Source organism: Paenibacillus sp. FSL R10-2734, assembly GCF_037963865.1.
Lineage (GTDB): Bacteria > Bacillota > Bacilli > Paenibacillales > Paenibacillaceae > Paenibacillus_AQ.
Genome location: NZ_CP150170.1, coordinates 3,049,157 through 3,073,044 on the forward strand (window position 1 = coordinate 3,049,157; position 23,888 = coordinate 3,073,044).

Consider the following 23,888-nt stretch of genomic DNA (forward strand, 5'->3'; position numbering starts at 1 on the left):
ATAGCCTGATTTTATGAGGTTCTAAAAAAGGCTCAGATAGATTCAAATGAGGTACGGATCATAACCAGATTTCATGTTTAGGAGAGGTGGATATTGTTGCAACTACAGGTAACGAACAGTCCTTTTAACGAGAACCAAGTCGAGCTTCTCAATCGTCTTCTACCAACTTTAACGGAGACCCAGCAAATATGGCTCAGCGGATATTTGTCCGCGATTGGCCGAACAGCTGTAGCAGTGCCAGCGGGTGCTGAACTTCAAGTGCAATCGAACACAGAGGTTGGAGCCGCTACTGCGAGTCAACCAGCAGCATCACGGGAAGTGACCATATTATTTGGTTCGCAAACTGGGAATTGTCAGCGACTGGCAGGTAGCTTATCCCGCAAGCTGGAAGAGCAAGGCTTTCAGGTCACACTCTCCGCGATGAACAGCTTCAAACCTACTGCGCTTAAAAAGGTTGAGAATCTGCTTCTACTGGTGAGTACTCACGGAGAAGGTGAGCCGCCAGATAATGCACGGATTTTTCATGAATTTCTTTATAGTAAAAGAGCTCCTCAACTAGAGAACCTGCGGTTTTCTGTTCTGGCTCTGGGAGATACCTCCTATGAATTTTTCTGTCAAACCGGTAAGGATTTTGATCAGCGCTTAGCGGAACTTGGCGGTCAACGTTTAAGTCCACGCGTAGATTGTGATCTCGATTATGACGATTCAGTTGCCGAATGGTTTAAAGGTGTGATTGGTGCATTAAATGCAAATTTAAATGCTCCAGCCATTGCTGCAAAAGCGGTTCAAGCCGCAGAAGACGCAGAGTCGAAAGAGCCTTTATATACCCGGAATAATCCATTTAAGGCAGAGGTGCTGGAGAATCTGAATTTGAACGGGCGCGGTTCGGATCGTGAGACTCGTCATTTGGAGCTATCACTAGAAGGCTCTAACATTCAATTTGAGCCAGGGGATGCGCTGGGTGTTTATCCAGAGAATCATCCTGAATTGATAGATGCAATTATTCATACTATGGGCTGGAGTCCAAATGAAATTGTCCCGTTTAATAAAAAAGGGGAAGAAGGCTCCTTAAGTGAAGCACTTCTCCACCATTATGAAATCACTGTATTGACCAAACCGCTACTTGAGCAAGCGGCGAAGTTATCTTCTTCAAATAAACTAAGTGATTTATTGACGCCAGAGCGTGCGCAAGAGCTAAAGGAATATATTCAAGGCCGAGATCTCCTCGATTTGGTTCAGGACTTCTCACCGTGGGAAGGTACAGCCAGTAGCTTTGTGACTATTTTGCGGAAGCTTCCTGCACGACTCTATTCAATTGCTAGCAGTTATAAGGCTAACCCGGATGAGGTTCATCTAACGGTCAGAGCAGTAAAGTATGAGGCTCACGGCCGGGAACGCTACGGTGTCTGCTCGGTACATTGCGCTGAAAGAGTACAGCCTGGAGATACATTGCCTATTTATATTCAGCATAATCCTAACTTCAAGCTGCCGGCTAATCCGGATGCACCGATCATTATGATCGGACCGGGCACAGGCGTTGCACCTTTCCGCTCCTTCCTAGAGGAACGTGGAGAGCTGGGAGCGGAAGGGAAATCATGGCTGTTCTATGGGGATCGGCATTTCGTAACTGATTTCCTGTATCAGACTGACTGGCAGAGAATGCTAAAGGATGGCGTTCTAAGCAAGCTGGATGTAGCCTTCTCACGTGATACCGAAGAGAAAGTATATGTACAGCATCGCATCCTGCAAAAGAGCCGTGAGGTTTATGAATGGCTGCAAGACGGTGCTCATATCTATGTTTGCGGCGACGAGAAGTATATGGCACATGATGTTCATACTGCTTTGCTTACTGTGATTCAGAATGAGGGTGGACTAAGCCCTGAAGCAGCATCGGCTTATCTGGACGAAATGCAACAGGCGCAGAGCTACCAGCGTGATGTCTATTAATGGATAGATGGAAGTTATCGAATGACTTCGGGGGGAGATAACAACAATGGCAAACAATGAAAAGGTTAAGCCGATCGGCGGGCCTCCAAGCGATGTTGAGCATATTAAGCAGGAAAGTAACTATCTGCGGGGGGCGCTAGTTGAGACACTAAGCAATCCGATAACTGGAGGCTTGCCAGAAGACGATAATCGGTTGCTCAAATTTCACGGAAGCTATATGCAGGATGACCGGGATTTACGCAACGAGCGTGAACGTCAAAAGCTGGAGCCTGCATTCCAGTTCATGCTTCGTGTAGTTGCCCCTGGTGGTGTGGCTACACCGGAGCAGTGGCTGGTGATGGATGACTTGGCTCATAAATATGGTAATGGAACCTTGCGTATAACCACTAGACAAGCGTTTCAAATGCACGGAGTTCTCAAATGGAACCTAAAGAAGACCATTCGAAGCATTAATGATACGTTAATGACGACCCTTGCAGCTTGTGGGGATGTCAACCGTAACGTAATGAGCAATCCGAACCCTTATCAATCAGAGGTTCACGCAGAAGTCTATGAATGGGCGCGTAAAGTCAGTGATCACTTATCGCCACGTACTCCCGCATACCATGAAATTTGGCTAGACGGTGAAAAGGTAGTGGATAGTTTAACAGATCGGGCAGAAGTTGAGCCGATTTATGGTCCTGTATATTTACCACGTAAATTCAAGATTGGTCTTGCGGTGCCTCCTTCAAATGATATAGATGTATTCTCGCAGGATCTGGGCTTAATCGCTATTCTTGAAAACGATAAGCTGGTAGGGTTCAACGTTTCAGTAGGCGGCGGTATGGGCATGACTCATGGCGATACCAGCACGTATCCTCAGCTTGGCCGTATCATTGGTTTTTGCCGTCCTGATCAATTGATCGATGTAGCAGAGAAGACGGTAACGATCCAACGGGACTATGGTAATCGCTCTGTCCGCAAAAATGCACGGTTCAAGTATACGATCGACCGCCATGGTCTAGAATGGTTCGTCGATGAGCTGCATGAAAGACTCGGATGGCAGCTTGAGGCGGCAAGGGAGTACCATTTCGATCACAATGGAGACCGCTACGGCTGGGTGAAGGGTACCAATGGGAAATGGAATTTGACGCTTTATATCCAAAGCGGACGGATTCATGATCAGGAAGGGTACACGTTAATGACCGGATTGCGGGAAATTGCCAAGATTCATACTGGAGATTTCCGGCTTACACCGAATCAGAATCTCACGATTGCCAACGTAACCTCTGCCAAAAAACGAAAAGTGGCTGAACTGGCGAAGCAGCATGGACTTACGGACGGAGCACATCTTTCTGCACTAAGACGTAGCTCGATGTCCTGTGTGGCGTTACCAACCTGCGGACTTGCAATGGCTGAAGCAGAGCGTTATTTGCCTTCGTTGATTGATAAGCTAGAGCTTGTCATAGATGAAGCTGGCCTACGTGATAAGGAAATTGTGATCCGGATGACCGGTTGCCCGAATGGATGTGCAAGACCGGCACTGGGCGAAATCTCGTTTATTGGTAAAGGTCCAGGTAGATATAATATGTACTTGGGAGCAGGTTTTACGGGAGATCGCTTGAACAAAATGTATAAAGAAAATATAGATGAAAAAGAAATCTTAGAGACGCTCGAGCCAATCCTTCACCGTTATGCAAAAGAACGTGAGCATGGCGAGCATTTTGGAGATTTCGTGATTCGTGCAGGTTATGTCAAAGCGGTTACTTCAGGTCTTAATTTTCATGATTAATCCAATATAGCTGGAAGGGGGTGTCCCGGAGCCTGATTATGGCTGCTGGGGCACCTCTTTGCTAGTTGTGAGCGGTCAGTGAGATTTATTGAGGTCATTGGGGGTTGGCATGGTCGGTGTGGTGCAGTGAGGTGCAATGAGGTGCAGTGCGTTGTGCATTGGCGAATCAGTCACTGTGTACTCGAAGTTGTTTACGTGCATCGGATTGCGGATTAGTTCAGAAGACGAGATAATATCGGACTCAGGTGATCTTATATACTGAAATCTCTCCAAATTGGAAGGCGTTCGGACCACAGAGCACTTATTGGTCTGAAAAGAGGCGGAAATATGCCTTTGTAAGAGGAATAACGTCTCTCAGGTCCGAAAGTGGCCTAAAAAGGTATAAAACGCTCCAATAGCGTCATCTGAGTCCGAAAGCAACAACGGAGTGGAAAAATTCCGGTAATAGACTGAGAAAGCAAGCCAAAAGCAGATTACGTAGACCAATGAAAAATGGATAAAACGAGTGGGAATGGAAGCAGCGCCCGCGTTAATAGTCAGCTCGACATAAGTAGCGAGCGTAGTTCACTTATCCTCAGAAAGAGGGAATATTATTAGTTTTAGAAAGGAAATTATATTTTTTTTGCCTAATGATTTGGATTTCTTGTGTTTTTCTTTCATAATATAAAGGGGAAACTAAATACAAACGAAGAGCCATTGCCCGTGAGTGATGCGTTCTGTACAGAAGAGGCGATATTATGATTATCATGAAAACGATGGAAGAGATCGAAAAAATGCGTGCGGCGGGGAAAATCCTCGCGGAATGTCATCGTCAAATTGCGCAAATTTTGAAGCCCGGGATTACTACTTGGGAGATCGATGAATTTGCAGAAAAATTTATACTCTCTCAAGGGGCGACTCCTGAGCAAAAGGGATACCATGGGTATCCATACGCAACCTGTGCATCTGTAAATGATGTGATATGCCACGGATTTCCGAAGAAAGAACCGCTGAAAGATGGAGACATAGTAACTATAGATATGGTAGTAAATTTAAATGGCTGGTTGGCAGACTCCGCTTGGTCTTACGGTATTGGCAATATTAGTGAACAAGCGAGTAAATTGCTCGACACGACTAAGGAATCCTTGTTCCGTGGCATTGAGCAGGCTGTTGCAGGCAACCGGATCGGGGACGTCGCTCATGCCATACAGGTGTATGCGGAGTCTAACGGATTTTCTGTTGTTCGTGATTTTATTGGTCACGGAATTGGTTCGGAAATGCATGAAGCTCCTGAGGTGCCTCATTATGGTCCAGCAGGAAAAGGACCTCGTCTTAAAGAGGGAATGGTATTTACGATTGAGCCGATGCTGAATACAGGCAGCTACAGAACAAAGGTTGATGCGGATGGTTGGACGGCTCGTACGATCGACGGCGGTCTGTCAGCACAATATGAGCATACTTTAGCTATAACCCCACAAGGGACCATTATCCTGACTGAACTTTAATTTTGAATTTTAAAAAAAGACCTGATTAGCAGCATCTTCACTTGATGTTGCTGATCAGGTCTTTTTGCTGTAGCGCAATTAATCAGTAATGTTGCGAGTATAATATTCAATGATATCTTTTCTGCGAATAATTCCAATAAATATGCCCTCATTATCAATCACAGGAACGAAATTTTGATCTGCAGCAAGCGTCAGCATATCCTCCATTTCGGCATTTATGAGAACGCTTTCGTTATGAACATGCTTCTGGATATCACTTACTAGAACTTCCCCTATATTGTCAAAGGTTAAACCTGCTGTGTTCTTCAGCTTCCACAATAGATCACCTTCCGAAAGTGTTCCTACATATTTTCCTTCATTATCAATAATAGGGATAGCCGTATAGTGGTGCTGCTCTAATTGTTCTAAGGCTTCCAGCATGGATAGTGAATTTGTGATATAGGCAACTTGATCTTTAGGCAACAAAAAAGAGGATATTTCCATCGGCATGAACTCCTTTGTATTGAAATTTTTTGGTTAGGCTACTTTTATTTAAACATACTTTTTGAAAAGATATGCAACTAAAATTTAAATGACTTAAATTATAGGAAGTAAGACCTATTCAGTGATAGTCGCATTTTGTCGATTAAAGATATGGTATATTATCCTAGAGTGGAGTTGTTTTAGATGGCGTTGTATCGAAGGCTTTCTTTGACGGTTAAATTTGTTCTGGCAGTTAGTTTAGTTATCATCATTATCTTTTTCTTCAGTTTAGTTGCAAATCTGCTAAATCTGCGTAGTGTGAGCATCTCTAATGGTGAACTTCAGGCAGAAGTCTCGGGAAGAAGTTATGCGGAAACCATTCAAAATAGACTGATAGACATTCAGTCGACTGGCAAAGCGCTCACTGAAGTACTGGTTGAATCAAGAGAACATCAAACCTTAAGTCGTGAAGATGTTATTTCTACAATGAAAACTATGCTTGAGAACAGACCAGAAATTTTTGCGATGAGCATATTATGGGAACCCAATGCCTTTGATCAAAACGATCAGGCTAATATAAATAAGATGCCATATGATGATGGTACGGGGCGTTTTATTCCTTATGCTTTTAGAAATCAAGGCGCGATAACGGTTGAACCCTTAAAGAATTACGATGTAGAAGGTGCAGGTGATTATTACCTTTTACCTAAAAAAGAGAAAAAACCGATTTACATTGAACCCTATTCTTATGAGACGACTGGTGGGGCTATAGAGATGATTTCGGTCATGCTGCCGATTTTAGATAAAACGGGGGTTTTTCTTGGGACTGTGGGGTTCGATGTATCGTTAACCCAATTACAGGAAGAAGCCGTTAAATATAAACCTCTGGGAGGTTATGTTTCTCTAATCACTGGTAATGGTATGTATGCAGCTAATCCTAATGATCCAGAAAGTGTACTCAAAGATTTTGGTGATACGGAAGAGAAAGCTGCACTGTGGAAACAAGTGAAGAATGGGAAGACGGTTCAGGGGTATACCCATAATTCTAAGGGAGAAGAAGTACTGCGGATTTTTGTTCCGATTCCAATGCCAAGTAGCGATCAGGTATGGTATACACAGACTGCGATTCCTAAAGCTACAATCATGGCTGACTACGAACAAGCTAAAACAGAATCTTTTATCATCATGCTTGTTGGGATGTCAATTCTAGGCGTAGTTATAGGCTTTCAATTATGGTTAATGGTGATCAAACCACTTAAAGTGTTATCTGAGAAATTGCAGCTTATGGCCCAAGGGGATTTAACTCAAACCTTACAGGTTCGAAATGATGATGAATTTGGCAAGATGGCTTCGCATTTTAATCAGATGACGTTTAAGCTGCGAGAAATGTTTGGACTTGTTTCAGATCTATCGATGTCAGTGGGAGCTACTTCTCAAGAGTTGACAGCTAACGCTGAACAGACAGGGAAAGCTGCTGAACAGATAGCAGTATCTATTGGAAGAGTAGCCGAGGGATCGCAGCTGCAGAGTGCTTATGCTGGAGAATCTTCGCTGGCAATGAGCGATCTTACCAATGGAGTGCAACGTATCGCTGATTCTTCATCAACGGTGTCTGCATCTGCTGATGAAGTGACTGATCAAACAAAGAGAGGCAGTGAGCAGCTGCAAATGGCAGTGAGCCAGATGACAGAGCTTAAGCAATCTGTGGACGAGACGAATCTTGCGATCGAACGATTAGGTGAAAGATCTGTTCAGATCAGTGGGATTATTGGACTGATCTCGAACATTAGTAAACAAACTAATCTATTGGCATTAAACGCAGCAATTGAAGCATCCAGAGTGGGGGAGCATGGTCGTGGATTTGCTGTAGTAGCTTCGGAAATACGGATGCTGGCGGATCAAACTAAAAAAGCTGCCGAACAAGTTACTGAATTAGTCGAACATGTGGTTCAAGATACGAATCAAGCCTCACAGGCTATGGCCGTCGGCAATGAGCAGGTGCGTATTGGTGTGCAGAGTGTATCTGATAGTGATCTTTTATTTACATCCATACTTGCTGAAATGACACAGGTGACAGATCAAATTCAGGAAGTGTCTGCAGCCGCGCAGCAGATGACCGCTGGTACGGAGCAAATTACAGCTAGTGTCAAACAATTATCCGAACTTGCAACGGAAGCATCCGCTGATTCACAAAGTGTAGCAGCAGCCTCAGAGGAGCAGCTTGCTTCTATGGAAGAGATTACTGCCTCGACGGAGTCCCTCAGCTCGATGGTACAAGATTTGCTGGACAAATTGTCTTATTTTAAAATTTAATATGAATGTGATGTCGTGATTACAGTTGGGGAACCCTGTCCTTTTCTAAAGGGTCAGGGTGTTTCCATTTATTACATTATGCTAAAGTGTATCTTCATGACTTTAGATGTGCTATAATCAATATATCGAAAGTAGTTACCTAGCGAATTCACATAGCGTAGAGGGTTATTCTTAAGATGACAATAACCTTGTACCATATGTGAATTTTTATTTTTTTAGAGATTTTGTAAGAGATTTTTTTGGGATAAGAATAACATGTAAATAAAAAAAAGGTGGTAATTATATTATGCAAACAGGAACAGTGAAATGGTTTAACGCAGACAAAGGCTTTGGTTTTATCGAGGTTGAAGGTGGAGAGGATGTATTCGTACATTTCAGCGCAATCACTGGAGACGGATTCAAGTCTTTGGACGAAGGACAACGTGTAGAATTTAACGTAGTTCAAGGCAATCGTGGTCAACAAGCTGAGAATGTAGTTAAACTCTAGAGTTATGAAAAAAATCCCCAAACTTATCGTTTGGGGATTTTTTTAAAATATAAATAAAGTATAAGTTTCACACAATACCTTATGTCTTATATTTCTCGCTTAAACGCTTTTCGTCCTTATAAGGAGGTCGAAGGCGTTTATGCTTGTAGGAAGGTGGCGGATGTAAATGCAGGTGTTTGAAGACTGGAATTTAAAAGTGAAAAAAACCTTTAACGCTACAAGCAACAAGGAAGTATTGACGGTGTCTGAAGCAGGCAGCTTGCTCGGTCTGTCTAAAGATCAAATGAAAAGCTATGTTGACAAGCATAAGCTAACTAAAGTCCCAATCATGAGAAGTGTGGTCAGGTATCTTTTACTGAAAAGTGAAATCGATGCGATTCTGAACAAAATCTAATATATCTTCAAAAAGCTTTGTGGACCCATCCTTGATAGGATGTGGTCTTTTTTTTGCCTCAAATAGTTCATAAAAAAAGAAACTTATCGATCTGATGATCGTCTATAATAATGGGATATTTAGGTAACATGAAATTCGGCAACAACTTTTAGGATCCCCAATTATCAACTGATAGAAAACATCCACAGGAAAGGGTAATTGATCCAAATGAAAAATAAACAGAGCACTCATCCACCGGCTTCATTTACTTTAAGTAGAATCGAGAAAAAGAAGGTAAAGAAGAGTAATAAAATCAGCAAGAAAATGAAGATCTGGTACTTTTCGCTTGCTATCGTACTTATTGCAGGGCTGGGATCTTTTATTTTCCGTAAAGAATTAATGATTTTTGGGTTTGATAATGTTGTAGCCCCAACTATTGAACACACCCTTAATGAGTCCTATGTGCCGTTAGAAGATACTGAAGATCCTGGAGCACAAGCAACGACGACGGAAAATAAAAACGATCCGTTTTCTATCCTTCTGCTAGGCACCGACCAGCGTGGTAAAGAGAATGGACTTTCTGACTCCATAATCTATACCGTCATTCGACCTCTGGACCATAAGGCACTGCTCGTCTCCATTCCTCGCGATTCATTTACAGAAATTATTGGAGCGGAACATATTAAAGGAGCAAGAACAAAAACCAAGATTAATGCGGCGCATTCATACGGTGGTCCACAGATGAGTGTAGATACCGTTAAGAATTTATTGAACGCGCCAATTGATTACTATGCCACTATAAATTTTAATGGGCTTGTGGGTGTTACGGATGCTCTAGGAGGCGTGGTGCTTCCAATCACCAAGGTGATAGAGAATAAGAATCCAATTCATGAGAAACTAAGAATTGAGCCAAACAAACCGATCTATTCTGGTAAAGAAGCTTTAATGTATGTAAGATATCGAGAAGACTCTGATTTTAAGCGAACAGAACGGCAACGGATTTATTTGAAATCAGCGCTTGAACGAATGAAAAGATTAGATAATATTCTTAATATACAGAACATTATTGAAATTGCCGGGAGTAACTTTAAAACCAATATGAAGTCTGACTTTATTCTAGATTTGGCTAAGAAAGTAATCCTTGAAGGGGGAACCCCTGAAATAACGAGTCATATGTTGCAAGGGGAGGGAAAACATACGGATCAATGGTATTATATACTCGATGAAAATGATGTAAAGCATACCCATGATATGATCGAGATTTGGTTGAATCCAGAATCTACTGAGGCTGATCTCATAACCGCATCTAAGGATGATGACGCATAATTTTTTTGGTAGACTATTTTATTTTTACACGGAGGTAAGCTTCTATGGCAGTAAAAACAAATGAGCAAATGCTACTCGATTTTAAGTCGCTCATTCCATTCGTGGAATCATTAGAAGAGGTGCCAGATCAATATTGGAATAAGCCCTTAGCAACTGGTAAATGGACCGTGAAGGATATCCTCTGTCACCTCATGCTCTGGGATAAGTATTTCTATGAAGGTGCTATAAAGAAGATTATTTTGAAAGAACCGTTAACAACAAAACATCTGGATTTTAACGAGTTTAATGCCAACGCTATTGAGTATGCCAAATTGTTATCCAAGCAAACATTGATTGAACAATTTGTGTTCTACAGAACAAGAATTTTAGATGCAGTCTCTGGATTAACGGATGAAGAATATGATCAGGAATATAAGGATGGAGACCGCATGAAGTTCAGTGTTCGCAAGTATTTGAGAAGTTTTATCCCGCATGATAAGCATCATCAGAAACAGATTGAGCATTTCTTAAAATACATACAGCAAGATGAATCCTAGGCTTCTCATGGTTTAAGCCTTAGCGCGATTCTGCACGAATTTCATGGATTGGCGAATGAGTATTGGACCAAACATGCTGCCGGCAGAGGCGGCTAAAAAGGAATGTAAGGGAAACTTTATAGCAAAATAAATGACCGTTCCAGCTACAAAATCAATTAAAATGAATTTCTTGATCTCGGATATTGGGATTGTGATGAATACAAACGATTCTTTATTTTTCAAACGGTTGACCTCCTAATTAAAAATGCTTCAAATAAATTCACTGTTCATTCTATTTAGAGAACAAGATGTCCCATTCGAAAAATTTAGAGTGTTAGCAGCAGGACTGGTGATTCGAGAGTATACAGGATTAGCACAGTAGATGTTTAAGAATGGAGATGTGAGGTATGGAACAGAAACAGATCATTGTTTTTTTGGATAGTGGAGATACGCTAGTGGATGAATCCACGGAGATCAGGGACGAGGACGGGATCGTGCTAACAGCGGATCTTATACCGGGTGCGGACGTCATGATCAGAGCTTTGCATGAGAACGGTTATACCCTGGCGCTGGTCGCAGACGGCGATACGCAATCATTCAAGAACGTATTTAATCAGCATGGGCTTCATGATTATTTTACGGCCATGATTATATCAGAGAATATTAAGGCAGTTAAGCCTAGCTCTCGAATGTTTAAAGCCGCTATTGGTGCCCTTGATTTATCGGAAGCAGACTTCTCACGCACTGTCATGGTAGGCAACAACTTAAGTCGAGATATGAAAGGAGCAAACGCGCTCGGCATTACGAGTATTTTTCAAAGCTGGACGACGCGTTATCCTCACACACCTGCCGATGAGTCCGAACGTCCAGACTATACGATCAGCGAACCGATTGAATTGATCGAACTAATCGATAAACTCAACGAGGAGCTACAGTATTAACGGCAAAGAAGAGTAAAGGATGAAGGCTCGTATGGACAATCAGAATCAACAAAAAGAGCGGAAACCGTTATTATATATTCAGACTGCAAATCATGTTATGGAGGAAATCCGGAACAGGAAGCTTCAGCCACATGATCTCGTCCCATCGGAAGGGGAGATCGCCAAGTTATATGGTGTCAGCCGTATGACGGCGAAGCTTGCCCTGCAAATCTTAGAGAAAAAAGGGATCGTTTATCGCCATGCCCGTCGCGGGACATTCGTATCTGCTGATTACCAGGCACATTCTGAGGAGCTGGTGCTAGAAAAGGCAATCGAGGCGAAGAAACCGATGTGCAAGATTGCATTGGTAATTCCCATCATGGATGATTATATTGGGAGAATCATCGCTTCCGTCGAAAGGGAAGCTCGCGAGGTGAATTGTCATTTACTTATACGAATGACTGCGGATAAGGAAGATGAAAGTGTATGCTTGCAAGAGCTGTATGATGATCAAGTGGATGGTATTATTTTATATCCGCGTGGGAGTACGCAGTGCAGCGAGAAAGTGATGGAGCTTAGTCTACTTAACTATCCACTAGTTATTATTGATCGTATCTTTCGCGAGGTGCAGATTGACTGTGTTTATCATGATCATTACCATGGGGCTTATAAGACCACCCAGTATTTGATTGAGAAAGGTCATGAGGAAATCGGATATATCTCGATGGCATTTGACGGTGTGACGAGCAGGGAAGATCGGTACAGAGGTTATCTTCAAGCCATGCTGGATCATGATCTGCCGGTCAACAGCCGTAATATTTACTTGAATTGCACTGAGGATTATATGCATCAATTGAGTGCTCCTAATAAGCAATTGGAAATGTTTCTAGGTAATCATTCGACGTTGACGGCAGTTGTATGTGTAGACGACTATATCGCTACATCGTGTCTGTACACGGCAATCTCAATGCAAATATTGGTGCCGGATCAATTGTCCATCATAGGATTTACCGACATTCAATTGGTGAGCTTGCTGCCGGTTCCTTTAACTACTGCAAGACAAGCGACAGAGAAACTCGGACAAGCTGCCGTACAGCGAGTTATTAAACGGATGGATCATTCACGTGAAGGGGCGCTAACGATCAAAATCGATACCACCATCGTCGAGCGGAGCTCCGTTCGACCACTAAAGTGATAAGCTGTTAAATGATCTACTTATTTATTATCTTTTGAAGCTTTTTCTTTCACCATTTTGGTGAGGGGAAGAGCTTTTTTATATCAGTGATATAAATTGAGAAATCATAATAGAAGCACTTTATCTAATGTTTATAAGCTAATGATTTAATTGTATAGATCAGTGACATATATTAATCTGAAAATAGATCGTTGGAAATTTTAGTTCTCAATAAACGATAACCTAACGGAGGCAGAGCGGGAAAATGAATAACACTAAGAAGGTCCATGTTGTATTTAAAACGCATTTGGATATTGGTTTCACGAATATGGCTGCACATGTGCTAAGACAGTACATGGAAGAGTATATTCCGAAAGCGATCGCTTTGGCTGATACACTCGAAGCTGAAGGTGGTCGTGCGCAATTTGTATGGACGACCGGATCTTGGCTCATTCGTTATTATTTAGATCACGCGTTTGCTTCGGAAAAAGAAGCGATGGAGAAGGCGATCCGTAAGGGGCATATTGTGTGGCATGGATTACCATTCACTACACATACTGAGCTTATGGATAAGGAGCTTTTCCGATACGGGCTGTCGATCAGCCAAGAGCTTGACCAACAATTTGGAAAACAAACGTTAGCCGCGAAAATGACAGATGTGCCTGGACACACACTGTCTATGGTTCCTTACATGCATGAAGCAGGTATTCATTATATGCATCTTGGAGTTAATCCAGCTTCTATGCGTCCTGATGTTCCAAAGCTGTTTCGATGGCAGGCGGGGGATGGTAGCGAATTAATTGTGAACTATGCCGGAAGCTACGGAGAGCCAGTTGAGGTCGAAGGGATCGACGATATATTGCTATTTGCGCATACAGGTGATAATTGTGGGCCGCCAAGTGCTGAGGAGATCGAAGAGCAATTCCGTGAAATCCAAGAACGATATCCTGACGCTGAGATTATAGCTTCTTCGCTAGATGCATTCGCCAGAAGTCTTATGCAGGTTCGCGAGCAGCTTCCTGTGGTTTGTGAAGAAATCGGTGATACTTGGATTCACGGTGCAGGCACAGATCCACTGAAGCTCGCCAAGCTTCGCGAGCTACAGCGTTTGAGAAGCAAATGGCTATCCGAAGGAAGCTTAGACGAGCATAGTGATGCCTATAAAGGGATGAGCGATGCTATGTTGTTGGTAGTAGAGCATACATGGGGTTTAGACGTAAAGAAATGGCTTCCTGACTTTCGTAACTATGCGAAAATAGACTTTAATGCAGCTAGAATCAAAGATGAGATTGATGTAGACGATATCCCCGCGAAATTCAATTATATTGGTGCATTTGCTATGGATGAATTTGATAAGCATTCTAGTGGCTTATTTGCGTCGGAGCAGAGCGTCCGTACTTACTCGATGATCGAACGTTCATGGGCGGAGCAACGGGGATATCTAGATCAGGCAGTCGCCTGCCTGGATGAAGACAAACAAGCGGAGGCAAAGGAAGCGTTTAGTAAGTTAGAGCCTGCGAAGGGAGACTTTTTCGCTGATGCTGAGCAGGCAAGTATCCAAGAAATGTATGCGGTAGAAGGTTATAAGCTGGCTTTTGGTGTGAATGGCTCACTTGTTCATTTATCGGATGCTAATGGAAAAGTATGGGTTGACGAAAGCCATCCCTTCGGCGTTTATTCCTATGAGACCTTCGGAACGGAGGACTACGCCAGATACTTCCGCACCTATATGCAAAACCTAGGCTTCACCCACCCTTGGTCTGATGCCGACTTTAACAAGCCTGGCTTTGAATTCGTTCGACCATTGCCTAGTCATCAGCTATATGAGCCTATCGTGACTGATATGAAGCGAATAAACGGCAACAAATTCTTGCTGCGTTTACGCATGCCAACTCAAGCTCATGAATTGTATGGCGCTCCGAAGGAACTTGAATACCTGTACAACTTTGAGCAGGAATGTGCCGTCGACGTATCTCTGCAATGGTTCGGGAAAGAAGCGAACCGCCTACCGGAAGCAAGCTGGTTTGGTTGTGCGTTGAATGTCGATAACCCCAATCTTTGGATGATGGAGAAGATGGGCTTGCCTGTCTCACCTTTGCGCGTAGTGAAGGACGGGAATCGAAATCTTCATGCATTAGGCCGTGGAGTTAGTTATCAGGGTGCGGATGGGAGCGCCTTTATCGAAACTAGGGAATCTGCTTTGGCTGCACCGGGTCAAAAAAGGCTGCTGCAATTCGATAATTCTTTTGCTTCGCTAGATAAAGGATGGCATTTCAATTTGCACAACAATATCTGGGGTACAAATTTCCCTATGTGGTACGGTGAAGATGCAGTATTCCGTTTTCGTCTGAATTTACAATCGAACCGTAAATAAAATAATGGAAGTATACTTGTGACTGAAGTACACCTCTTTGAATAGACATTGGAAAAACCGCTGAGTTTATCCGATGTAATTCTAGGAGGTGCATTTTTGTCCAGCTTCTGCAACAGATAAGATCCCTATGTTAAAAAGGCAAATTTCAACTTGGAAAATTTGGTTTTCATAGGTGATATCCCAAATTCCACCGGTTTCCTCAACCGCCTTCTTTACGCTTTTTAGACCGATACCATGAAAATGCTTATCTCGTTTTGTTGTAGCTAATTCTCCAAAATGGTTAGTACGTATTAAATGCTGATATGGATTCTGTATTCTGATAAATAAAGTACCCTTATGATAATGAAGTTGGAATTTAATATAGGGCTCAGTCAAATCTGGATGCTTACATGCTTCAATAGCATTATCGAGAGTGTTCCCTAGAATAATACTAATTGCATAAGCATCTAGGTCGAGCTGAGGTGGGATTTGAATGTCTGAATGAAAGGCAATGCCCAGTTTATTGGCAAATTGCTGTTTGTAATTAATGATAGAGTCGATTAGGATCGAGCCGGTATTACATCCGCCTGAAGAGAGTTCGATCACTCCAAGCAACTTATCTACATCATTCAGTCCTGCTTCTTTCTCCCCAGCTTGTAATTGTGACCTCAGGCTTAGCAAGATATTCCTGAAATCATGTTGGAACGTAAACATTTCTTGCTGCCTTTCTTTCGTGAGCAGATACTGGTTCATATAATAGTTGTTTTGTTGTTCCAATAGGTGATTTTTATTCTGTGCCGATTGTATGGTTAGTACGCGATCGCACAAAAGAATGATCAAGAAGTTAATCAACAGCATTCCCGCGGACAAGGTCGGATACAAGGCAGGATATTCCCGCAATGACAGCTCACTCGATAATTTTGCGATACTGAGAATGCTTATAAACGGAAAACAGAACAGCCCAATCCAATACAAACTGCTTAGATTTCCCTCGCCAAAAGATTTGGTAAAACGAAGCGTGATCTTCACCAGTAAAAACATCAGAAGCTTGGACAAAAACAAGGTGAAGATGTATCCGCTGGTCGTATACACAGGTGCGGTAGCTGCATCTGATAAAATAATCAGTGCAACTATGAATAAAGCGGCACCAATACGCCATTGTATTTTTCCTTTGTACAAAAAGGACAAGAGAACGATCCCCACTATATTAAGCCCAAGTATCCATAAGCCGGGGAGTGGGCTGTAGTGAAGGAGGAGTACGAAAACATAATAGGCAGCGTATACGGAATAAAGGATTATTTTGGATTCCCAAAGTCGTGGAAAACAATGGTTATAGAAATAATGGATGATAAATGGGAGAGCAGCAAGCGTAAGGACATAGAACAGTTCATCTAGAACAATATTATTCAAGTAGACTCCCCCTGAATTGCAAATAGCTCTTTTTCACTACAGTGCTCTGCTTATCACTGATCGGAAGTTCTTCCCCACTCGTTAATACAATTTTTTTGCCCTGAATTTGTTGTATGTAATCGAAATTCACAAGATAAGATTGATGAATCCGCACGAACTGCTTCGAAGGGAGCTTTCCTTCTTCTATAGATAAAGTACTGTAATATTCCGTTTGATCTTCCGTTGTTTGCAGAATAATTTTTCGACGGTCACTTGCCAAGTACATAATATTACGAATCGGAACAAGTATTTTAGTTCCACTTTGTTGTACAGGCAGTAACTTTGGTTGGTTTTGCTGACGCTTGAGCATTATTTGTTGAATAATGGAGATTAGTTTTTTTTCAAAAGACTCGTTATGTATAGGCTTCTTTATAAAACCAGAAGGTTGAACGTCAAATAGCTGAACATGATATTCTTCGTGGCTTGAAACATAAATTAACCGAACCCTATCATTATCACAATCTCTCCGTAATATATGACCCGCTGTTATTCCGCTTATTCCGTTCATTTCTATATCCATAAAAATAAGATCAAATGGACAGCCATGTTGAATCGCTTTCGCGAAGCTTTCACCAGAATAGAATATGGATACTTCTATCTTTACGGATTGCTGAATTGGATGGTTATTAATCAATCTCTCAATAGATTCTGCTGCCTTGAAATCATCATCACAAATGGCAATATGTATCATGCGAACTTCTCCTCCTGTGTATAAAGCAATAATACATTATATGGGTGTATAATCAAACGTTATCCTATTAGGAATCACTTGGAAGTGGCGAAAGTTACAATTATTCCAGTGTTTTTTACTATAGTGATAAATAATCCTAGTAAACATGCTAATTTATTATTAATTAGTAGTAGCAAAGGCTAGGGGAGTTGAAATATGAATACAACCATCTTTGAAGCTGAGGGATTAACTAAACAGTATGGCAGGGCAATTGCGCTTCAAAATATAAATATGCAGATAAAACAGGGAGATATCTATGGCTTTGTAGGAGAGAATGGGGCAGGTAAAACCACACTCATGAAAATAATTAGTGGATTAGTTTATCCTACAAAAGGAACTTTCCAATTGATGGGTAAAAGTGGTGAGAAGGACATCGCACGGATCAGAAAAAAAGTGGGAGTTTTAATCGAGCTCCCTGCCCTCTACCCCCATATGAATGCCGAAGAGAATTTAAGCTTTTATTGCAAGATTCATAGGATTTCGGATTTCAATAGAATTAAAGATGTACTGCATCTAGTGGGACTAACGAACGTTGAAAATAAAAATACATCAGACTATTCTCTGGGCATGCGTCAACGCTTAGGGCTGGCGATCTCTCTTCTCAACGAACCGGAATTTTTAGTTTTGGACGAGCCGATTAATGGACTTGATCCTACAGGAATCGTAGAGATGAGAAGATTATTGACTAAGCTGGCACATGAAAAAGGGGTTACCATTTTGATTTCCAGCCATATTTTGAGTGAACTCCAATTGCTCGCTACCAAATTCGGATTTATTCATAAAGGACAGTTCATTAAAGAAGTCTCTGCGGAAGAACTTTTGCAATCAGCTGAAGCGCAAATTTGTATTAAGACCGTTGAAGTAGAAGCAGCAATAAACGTGCTTAAGAACGATCTTAATATTCATTCGATCACATTGTCAGGATCCGGAGAAATATTAGTTCCCAAGGATTTGACAGATCTTGAACAGTTGATGTCAACGTTAATTAAACATGGGATTCCACTCGAAGGAATCAATCTATCCGCTGCAAATCTGGAGCACTATTATATGAATCTGATAGGAGAATGAGCAATGAGGGATTTTCTGAGAGCTGAGTCTTACTTTATAAAAAGGGACACCATGTTTAGGGGGATTTCTCTATTGTTTCTTATAGCTAGCTTAGTATTAGCATTCTGGATTGGTAGTAAAGCTGGTTTTGAAATTGGTAATCTTGCGGAACCCTTAACGATTGTGACGCCTTTATCTTTATTTTTTTATTTTATTATTCCTATCTATGTATGTTTTTTTGCAACCGAAGGATTTGAATATGGATCTATCAAAGTTATCCTTGCTTCAGGACAAAGTAGGTTTATCTATATCACGGGGAAATATTTTTCTGCTTTAAAAATTATTATATGGTGGGTATTACAATTTACAGTAGTATTTTATTTCACTTATATGATAGCTGCCTTGATAATCGGAACTGACATCGGTAATCGTAATTTCTCTGCTGACTTGATTCAGGTTTCCAGTGTATTGGGATTAAATGTCCTTTATTTATCAGCTTATGCGGCTCTAATCATTATGGTAGGCATTTTTATTAAAAGAACGGCCTCGGCGGTGGTTGTAACTTTTCTAATTGTATTCGGTGATTTTATGATATCGGGTTACTTCCGTGATGTGTCCTCTGCATGGTTAAGGGGGATTTCAGACCATGCTTTAACGACCCAAATCATGAAATTTTCCGGCATCTATGTCGTCAACTCGCAACATATAGTCCTGACCGGAGCAAAGAGCTTTATGGAAGTGGTGCTGATCCCTGTGATTATCATAGCTATCAGTTTGTCTGTCACCTATATTTCATTTGGAAAAAGAGATATACATGCGTAGATAAAAGGAACGTATTGAAAGTCACAGTAGATTTTTTTAATCCTAGCTATAATGTAAGCGTTATCTTTTATAGGAGTTTACTTATAGACTGAAGGAGCGAAGCTATGAGAGTGAACAAAGTTTCTTTTAACCAGCTGGTGTTTATTTGTTTAGGGATTCAATACATGTTAATGCATTTGTTCTCTGCAGGCGAGGCGATTGTCATCACATCCATAGAGCTTGTTATATACATGATTTTTACAGTTGTTGGCCTTGTAGGATTATTTATGCGGAGCAGAAAAGTGGATAGTGAGGCTATTTCCGGATTGGTTGCGTTATTTTTCAGTGTATTATGGATGGTATCTTTATTCTCACAATTTAAGAAGGAAAGCTACCCAGATGCCTTAACTGTAATTAATTCGCTTGGAGTATCTACTGCGTTACTTGTGCTTCTAGCTGAGTTTATAATTATAGCCAAGGCCTAGTGTAAAAAGAAAGCAAGACAGGTCTATTTAAGACTTGCCTTGCTTTTTTTGCATCCCCAGAAATGTAATCTCGCCTTGACCATTCCGTTTAAATTCATATTCTGTGTCATGCTTGGTATGATGGAAACTTGTTTCCGAGATTGGATAAAACGGTGTAACCTCTACATCATTCCAGATAAAATAATACTCTTGGCCACTACGCTCCACGCTCGCTTTGCAGCCAAATCCCTCGTAGGTTCCCATATATTCTGCATAAATACTGTCATCAAGCGGGATGGCTTGCGGTGAGATCGGCACCCTTGCAGGTTCTCCAAATACTAATCCAGCGAGAGATTCCGTTAACTTGGTGACGAGAACGCAGTCATAATTGGTCAACATGATTACGGTCGTTTGTTCTTCTGGATATCTGTGCAGTTCACTTCGGAAGCCGCGATATGCGCCGCCGTGATACATTCTTTTTCGATCAAAACGTTCGTCCAAGAACCAACCAAATCGATATTTGAGATTACTTGAATGAAAGGCCATCTCTAGGGTGTCGTGAGATACTAATTGATCGGAGTACAAAGCTTGATCCCATAAGAAAAGATCAGCAGCTGTCGAATACATCGCACCAGCGGACAGGATAGAGCTCATATCGATGTATTCCCCCTGAGTGTACTCTCCCCAAGAGGAATGATAAGGTGAGGCTAATTTTGAAATGATTTGATGATTGTTATAAACTCCTGTATTTACCATACCCAGAGGCTGTAATATAAAAGTAGTGATATAATCTTCAAAGGTCATCCCTGTAATCTTCTCAATAATCATCCCTAGTAAATAATAACCTGAGTTGTTATAGGCAAATGAAGTACCAGGCATAAACGCAGGTGGTTGACTCACAAATAGCTGTACCATCTCCTGTGGAGTCAGCTTCAGCTTATTTAATCTTTGATTATATTCGGGTATGGAAGTGTAGTTGGCTATACCAGAGGTATGTCCTAGCAAGTGAAGGATGGTAATCCCCTCTAGTGCATGCTGCTGAGGAAGATATTTTAGAATTGGATCTTCCAGTCTCAGACGTTTTTGTTCTTTTAGCATCAGGATGGCCATGCCAGTGAATGATTTGGTAAGTGACCAGATCCGGAATTTGGTATCTAAAGTGTTCGGGACCTGATGTTCAAGGTTTGCATATCCGTACGCTTTATGTAGCTTGATTTCACCACGCTGAGCTATTAAGACTGTGCCGCTTAATGGCCAGCGTTGTTCGTATTTATCTAAATATTGCTCCAGACGCTGGAATTGTATATCCACAGGTAACCCCTCCTTAAAGGCATATTCTAACATAATAATAAATTCTGTTGAAGCGGAGAGAAATCCATGAGATATGATTGTTTGATTATTGATGATGAAATTGAGCTTGCGGAGACCACATGCGAATATTTTAATTTGTTTGATGTTCAAACCGCGTTTGTTACAAACGCTGATGCTTGTCGGAGCTTTTTAAGTGAGCATTCGGTGTCAATGTTACTCCTTGATATTAATTTAGGTGGTGAATCCGGTTTCCAGTTATGCAAAGAGTTGCGTCAAACGACTGGAATTCCCATCCTGTTTATTAGTGCCCGCTCCAGTGAGGATGATGTATTGATTGCTCTTGATATTGGGGGAGATGACTATATTCATAAGCCGTATACCTTGAGAGTGTTGCTGGCAAAAGTTAAGGCGGTGCTTAAACGGTACAATAACGGAGTTGTGGCTGAGTCCTCTATTCTTGAATCTGGCCCCGTCCAGATTGATCCCGAACTTAGAAGGGCTAGTCTAAATGGCGTACCCCTTAAGCTGAAAACGATGGAGTATAAATTACTCAGTTATTTGATTCAGCATAAAAATCGGGTCATTCCCAAAGAGGAGCTATTTACTGGGGTATGGGGGGATGTTTTTGCGGGAGACGGCACCTTAAATGTGCATATACGCCATCTTCGTGAGAAGATCGAGCAGAATCCTAACGATCCTCAGTATATCCGTACCGTATGGGGCATCGGTTATGCTTTTGAGGATAAATAACCATGACTAAGAAACTGCTGTTGGCTCTACTGCTCACTATCCTCGCTGCAAGTATAGCTCTCCTATTCCTGATTTTTAATTTGAAAGTGGAGCCTTCGACGGATCGAGTGGCGATCAATACCATTGTTAAGCTGACGGAGCAGAATTGGGACAAGCTTGATCCGAAACTGTACAAGGAGAGTCCTTATGACTTTGCCATTATCGATAACTCGGGTGTACTTCAATATCAGACGAAGAATGCGATTTCCGTCACCGTTAACGAAGCTATCAACAATCGGGATACCGTAGTCGATGTTGTTGTTCAGGATAAGATAGTGGGTAAAGCGATTATTAATAATGATTACCGAACGATAGTTATACATATGAAACAACAATTTATTCAAGTTTCTGTTGCGATGCTGCTTCTACTTACGATTCTGGGCATCCTCTATATTTGGTTCCTAAATAGATCCATTCTTCGTCCGTTTCGCAAAATGCAGCTATTCGCGAAGCATATCGCGAGAGGTGATCTTGAGGTGCCACTAGAGATGGATCGTAATCATCTGTTTGGTGCTTTTACCGAAAGCTTTGATATGATGCGGGAAGAGCTTGCAGCGGCTAGGCACAGCGAATATTTGGCGAATAAGAGTAAGAAAGAGCTGGTTGCAAGTCTCAGTCATGATATTAAGACACCTGTCGCTTCGCTGAAGGCGATCACGGAACTAATGTTATTAAGCGCAAAGGATGAGAAGACAAGCAGACAGCTGAACACCCTATATTCCAAAGCGGATCAGATTGATCGTCTGGTCACAGATATGTTCCATTCGACCTTGGAGGAACTGAATGAGCTTAAAGTCAGTTTAACGGAGGAGCATAGTCATCTGCTGATTCAAATAATAAATAATGTGAATTTCTACGAACGGATTTCAGCGGCAGCTGTGCCGGACTGTATCATTACGGTGGACCCCTTGCGGCTACAGCAGGTCATCGATAATGTAGTGAACAATTCCTACAAATACGCCAACTCTGGTACACCCATCGAAATTAAATTCGAGATTAGGGATCATTACCTGGAGGTAGATATTTTGGACTATGGCCCCGGTGTTTCTGAGGAGGAGCTGCCTTTATTATTCAATAAATTCTATCGGGGAAGTCTGGCTGTGAGCCAGAACGGTGCGGGTCTAGGTCTGTACATTTCCCGTTATATGATGCAGAAAATACATGGCGACATTGTATGTTCCAATTGGGAGAATGGATTTACAGTAAAGCTCTTGATTCCATTAGCAGGATAAAATTAAGAAATCGCTAAGGATTGCACAAAGACATGTTAAGAACATTTAACGTACGATAAGGTTGTAATTGCGAATGAGCTTGTAATTGCAGCCATTTTATTTCGCGTAGAGCTTACGTTCTATTAGCGCAATTAATGAGCATGAATGTAAATGGAGTGTTCAATATGAGCGAAGTGAATCATAAAGTACTGATGCAGACCCATAAGCTTGGAAAAACCTTTTCCCATGGGGGAACTCAGCAGCACGTATTAAAAAATCTAGATTTGACCTTATATCATGGTGATTTCACAATTATCATGGGCAGCTCAGGATCTGGTAAATCAACACTGCTATATGCCATTTCGGGGATGGATAAGCCAACGCTTGGCGAGGTTTTGTTCGAAGGCCAGGATATTACAGCAATGAGTAATGATCAGCTTGCGGTATTCCGGCGGAAGAATTGTGGATTTGTTTTTCAACAGATTCATTTACTCGATACGATGAGTGTTCTCGACAATGTATTATCAAGCGCCTTTCTTGTACAAAAGGATAGAGTTGGGGCTGTGAAAAAAGCAAAAAAGCTGCTTACGGATGTAGGTTTGGATGACTCAATCTGGGGTAAGTTTCCGGCGCAAATCTCAGGGGGCGAAGCCCAGCGTGCCGGAATTATCCGGGCCCTGATCAATAGTCCAAAGGCGGTGTTCGCTGATGAGCCGACTGGAGCTCTAAATAGCTCAGCTGGAATTGGAGTACTGCGTGTCCTAACAGAGGTGAATAAACAGGGGCAAAGCATAATTATGGTTACGCATGATCTCAAAACCGCGCTACGTGGCAATCGGATATTGTATTTGCAGGATGGAGTTATCGTTGGAGATTTACGCCTTGCCCCTTATAGCGAAGATAGTGGACCTGAACGGCAGCAGCAATTACAGTCCTTTCTAACCGAATTGGGGTGGTAGGG

At 41.8% G+C, this 23,888-nt stretch carries 22 protein-coding genes; 17 read left to right on the forward strand and 5 right to left on the reverse strand.

The genetic code is table 11. The annotated features are described in order from the left end of the window. Positions 1–96: 96 nt before the first annotated feature. The 3 genes from NSS67_RS13275 to map all read left to right on the forward strand — a co-directional run bounded on the left by NSS67_RS13275 (position 97) and on the right by map (position 5,202). Positions 97–1,947 (forward strand): assimilatory sulfite reductase (NADPH) flavoprotein subunit, encoded by a 1,851-nt coding sequence (locus NSS67_RS13275; RefSeq protein ID WP_339320591.1) that lies wholly within the window; start codon positions 97–99, stop codon positions 1,945–1,947. Positions 1,948–1,993: 46 nt separating this feature from the next. After that, positions 1,994–3,718: an assimilatory sulfite reductase (NADPH) hemoprotein subunit gene (gene cysI / locus NSS67_RS13280; RefSeq protein WP_339319965.1), complete on the forward strand. Its 1,725-nt coding sequence runs from the start codon at positions 1,994–1,996 to the stop codon at positions 3,716–3,718. A 737-nt stretch (positions 3,719–4,455) separates the two neighbouring features. Then, positions 4,456–5,202, forward strand: coding sequence for a type I methionyl aminopeptidase (gene map / locus NSS67_RS13285; protein WP_339319966.1), 747 nt, complete (start codon positions 4,456–4,458; stop codon positions 5,200–5,202). Between the two features lie 78 nt (positions 5,203–5,280). Here the strand turns inward: map and NSS67_RS13290 are convergent, their stop codons facing one another. Beyond that, positions 5,281–5,685: a CBS domain-containing protein gene (locus tag NSS67_RS13290; protein ID WP_339319967.1), complete on the reverse strand. Its 405-nt coding sequence runs from the start codon at positions 5,683–5,685 to the stop codon at positions 5,281–5,283. 183 nt (positions 5,686–5,868) lie between these two features. On the opposite strand from NSS67_RS13290, the gene NSS67_RS13295 reads away from it, so the two are divergent. From NSS67_RS13295 to NSS67_RS13315, 5 genes are all read left to right on the forward strand, one after another. After that, positions 5,869–7,977, forward strand: coding sequence for a methyl-accepting chemotaxis protein (locus NSS67_RS13295; RefSeq protein ID WP_339319968.1), 2,109 nt, complete (start codon positions 5,869–5,871; stop codon positions 7,975–7,977). 286 nt (positions 7,978–8,263) lie between these two features. Further along, positions 8,264–8,464, forward strand: coding sequence for a cold-shock protein (locus NSS67_RS13300; protein WP_036685790.1), 201 nt, complete (start codon positions 8,264–8,266; stop codon positions 8,462–8,464). 166 nt (positions 8,465–8,630) lie between these two features. Beyond that, complete coding sequence (locus NSS67_RS13305) at positions 8,631–8,858, forward strand: DNA-binding protein (protein ID WP_339319969.1); 228 nt, start codon at positions 8,631–8,633, stop codon at positions 8,856–8,858. Positions 8,859–9,065: 207 nt separating this feature from the next. Next, the gene (locus NSS67_RS13310; protein ID WP_339319970.1) at positions 9,066–10,163 is read left to right on the forward strand and encodes an LCP family protein; all 1,098 of its coding nucleotides are present in this window, start codon (positions 9,066–9,068) and stop codon (positions 10,161–10,163) included. 44 nt (positions 10,164–10,207) lie between these two features. Then, positions 10,208–10,699 carry a DinB family protein gene (locus NSS67_RS13315; RefSeq protein WP_339319971.1) on the forward strand — a complete coding sequence of 164 codons (492 nt, stop codon included), beginning with the start codon at positions 10,208–10,210 and terminating at the stop codon, positions 10,697–10,699. Positions 10,700–10,711: 12 nt separating this feature from the next. On the opposite strand, the gene NSS67_RS13320 is transcribed toward NSS67_RS13315, so the two are convergent. Beyond that, the gene (locus NSS67_RS13320) at positions 10,712–10,921 is read right to left on the reverse strand and encodes a hypothetical protein (RefSeq protein ID WP_339319972.1); all 210 of its coding nucleotides are present in this window, start codon (positions 10,919–10,921) and stop codon (positions 10,712–10,714) included. A 164-nt stretch (positions 10,922–11,085) separates the two neighbouring features. Here NSS67_RS13320 and NSS67_RS13325 point away from each other — a divergent pair, with 164 nt between their 5' ends. The 3 genes from NSS67_RS13325 to NSS67_RS13335 all read left to right on the forward strand — a co-directional run bounded on the left by NSS67_RS13325 (position 11,086) and on the right by NSS67_RS13335 (position 15,146). Then, the gene (locus tag NSS67_RS13325) at positions 11,086–11,619 is read left to right on the forward strand and encodes an HAD family hydrolase (protein ID WP_339319973.1); all 534 of its coding nucleotides are present in this window, start codon (positions 11,086–11,088) and stop codon (positions 11,617–11,619) included. Positions 11,620–11,650: 31 nt separating this feature from the next. Continuing rightward, positions 11,651–12,793 carry a GntR family transcriptional regulator gene (locus NSS67_RS13330; RefSeq protein WP_339319974.1) on the forward strand — a complete coding sequence of 381 codons (1,143 nt, stop codon included), beginning with the start codon at positions 11,651–11,653 and terminating at the stop codon, positions 12,791–12,793. A 244-nt stretch (positions 12,794–13,037) separates the two neighbouring features. After that, positions 13,038–15,146 carry a DUF5054 domain-containing protein gene (locus tag NSS67_RS13335; protein ID WP_339319975.1) on the forward strand — a complete coding sequence of 703 codons (2,109 nt, stop codon included), beginning with the start codon at positions 13,038–13,040 and terminating at the stop codon, positions 15,144–15,146. An 81-nt stretch (positions 15,147–15,227) separates the two neighbouring features. Here the strand turns inward: NSS67_RS13335 and NSS67_RS13340 are convergent, their stop codons facing one another. Together NSS67_RS13340 and NSS67_RS13345 are read right to left on the reverse strand one after the other, a co-directional pair. Beyond that, positions 15,228–16,535: a GHKL domain-containing protein gene (locus NSS67_RS13340; RefSeq protein WP_339319976.1), complete on the reverse strand. Its 1,308-nt coding sequence runs from the start codon at positions 16,533–16,535 to the stop codon at positions 15,228–15,230. Beyond that, positions 16,528–17,265, reverse strand: a complete 738-nt coding sequence (locus tag NSS67_RS13345) for a LytTR family DNA-binding domain-containing protein (protein ID WP_339319977.1) — start codon at positions 17,263–17,265, stop codon at positions 16,528–16,530. Before NSS67_RS13345 ends, NSS67_RS13340 begins: the two co-directional genes overlap by 8 nt. Positions 17,266–17,460: 195 nt before the next feature. Here NSS67_RS13345 and NSS67_RS13350 point away from each other — a divergent pair, with 195 nt between their 5' ends. From NSS67_RS13350 to NSS67_RS13360, 3 genes are all read left to right on the forward strand, one after another. Then, complete coding sequence (locus NSS67_RS13350; protein ID WP_339319978.1) at positions 17,461–18,372, forward strand: ABC transporter ATP-binding protein; 912 nt, start codon at positions 17,461–17,463, stop codon at positions 18,370–18,372. A 3-nt stretch (positions 18,373–18,375) separates the two neighbouring features. Then, positions 18,376–19,173 carry a hypothetical protein gene (locus NSS67_RS13355; RefSeq protein WP_339319979.1) on the forward strand — a complete coding sequence of 266 codons (798 nt, stop codon included), beginning with the start codon at positions 18,376–18,378 and terminating at the stop codon, positions 19,171–19,173. 104 nt (positions 19,174–19,277) lie between these two features. Further along, entirely contained in the window at positions 19,278–19,637 is a 360-nt protein-coding gene (locus tag NSS67_RS13360; protein ID WP_339319980.1) for a hypothetical protein, read from the forward strand. Positions 19,638–19,664: 27 nt separating this feature from the next. On the opposite strand, the gene NSS67_RS13365 is transcribed toward NSS67_RS13360, so the two are convergent. Further along, positions 19,665–20,927, reverse strand: coding sequence for a serine hydrolase domain-containing protein (locus NSS67_RS13365; protein ID WP_339319981.1), 1,263 nt, complete (start codon positions 20,925–20,927; stop codon positions 19,665–19,667). A 66-nt stretch (positions 20,928–20,993) separates the two neighbouring features. Between NSS67_RS13365 and NSS67_RS13370 the strand changes: the two genes are divergently transcribed. From NSS67_RS13370 to NSS67_RS13380, 3 genes are all read left to right on the forward strand, one after another. Further along, entirely contained in the window at positions 20,994–21,677 is a 684-nt protein-coding gene (locus NSS67_RS13370; RefSeq protein ID WP_339319982.1) for a response regulator transcription factor, read from the forward strand. A 2-nt stretch (positions 21,678–21,679) separates the two neighbouring features. Next, a complete protein-coding gene (locus NSS67_RS13375; RefSeq protein WP_339319983.1) occupies positions 21,680–22,948 on the forward strand; it encodes a HAMP domain-containing sensor histidine kinase in 1,269 nt (422 codons plus the stop codon). 164 nt (positions 22,949–23,112) lie between these two features. After that, positions 23,113–23,886, forward strand: coding sequence for an ABC transporter ATP-binding protein (locus NSS67_RS13380; protein ID WP_339319984.1), 774 nt, complete (start codon positions 23,113–23,115; stop codon positions 23,884–23,886). The last annotated feature ends 2 nt before the right edge of the window (positions 23,887–23,888 follow it).